The sequence below is a fragment of the Psychrobacter sp. CAL346-MNA-CIBAN-0220 genome (genome assembly GCF_040309805.1).
GTDB lineage: Bacteria > Pseudomonadota > Gammaproteobacteria > Pseudomonadales > Moraxellaceae > Psychrobacter.
The window spans coordinates 1-234 of record NZ_JBEOPF010000756.1 but is presented as its reverse complement, the minus strand read 5'-3'; the positions used below and the strand labels follow the sequence as shown (position 1 = coordinate 234).

At 34.6% G+C, this 234-nt stretch carries 1 protein-coding gene; it reads right to left on the bottom strand.

The annotated features are described in order from the left end of the window. The coding region (locus AAEY88_RS15560) for an orotidine 5'-phosphate decarboxylase / HUMPS family protein (protein WP_350563843.1) at positions 1-171 on the bottom strand (171 nt) is incomplete at its 3' end. Between the last annotated feature and the right edge of the window lie 63 nt (positions 172-234).

The window sequence follows — 234 nt, the reverse complement described above, 5'->3', positions numbered from 1 at the left end:
ACCTAAATCGACCAATTCTTTAACAAATGCAGGACCAAAATAAGTAAACATTTCTTTGCCCACTTTTAATCGACAGGTATCTGGTGATAACTGTTTTACAAATGCTAAAGCAGTTTGCTGATCATCATAATCAAGCGCGATAAGAATTTTTTTTGATTTTTCGAAAGACATAACTATCCTACTAGTGAGCGAAAAGTATAAAGATTAAAATCCGTCTAAGCCTCTGCTAGGCAC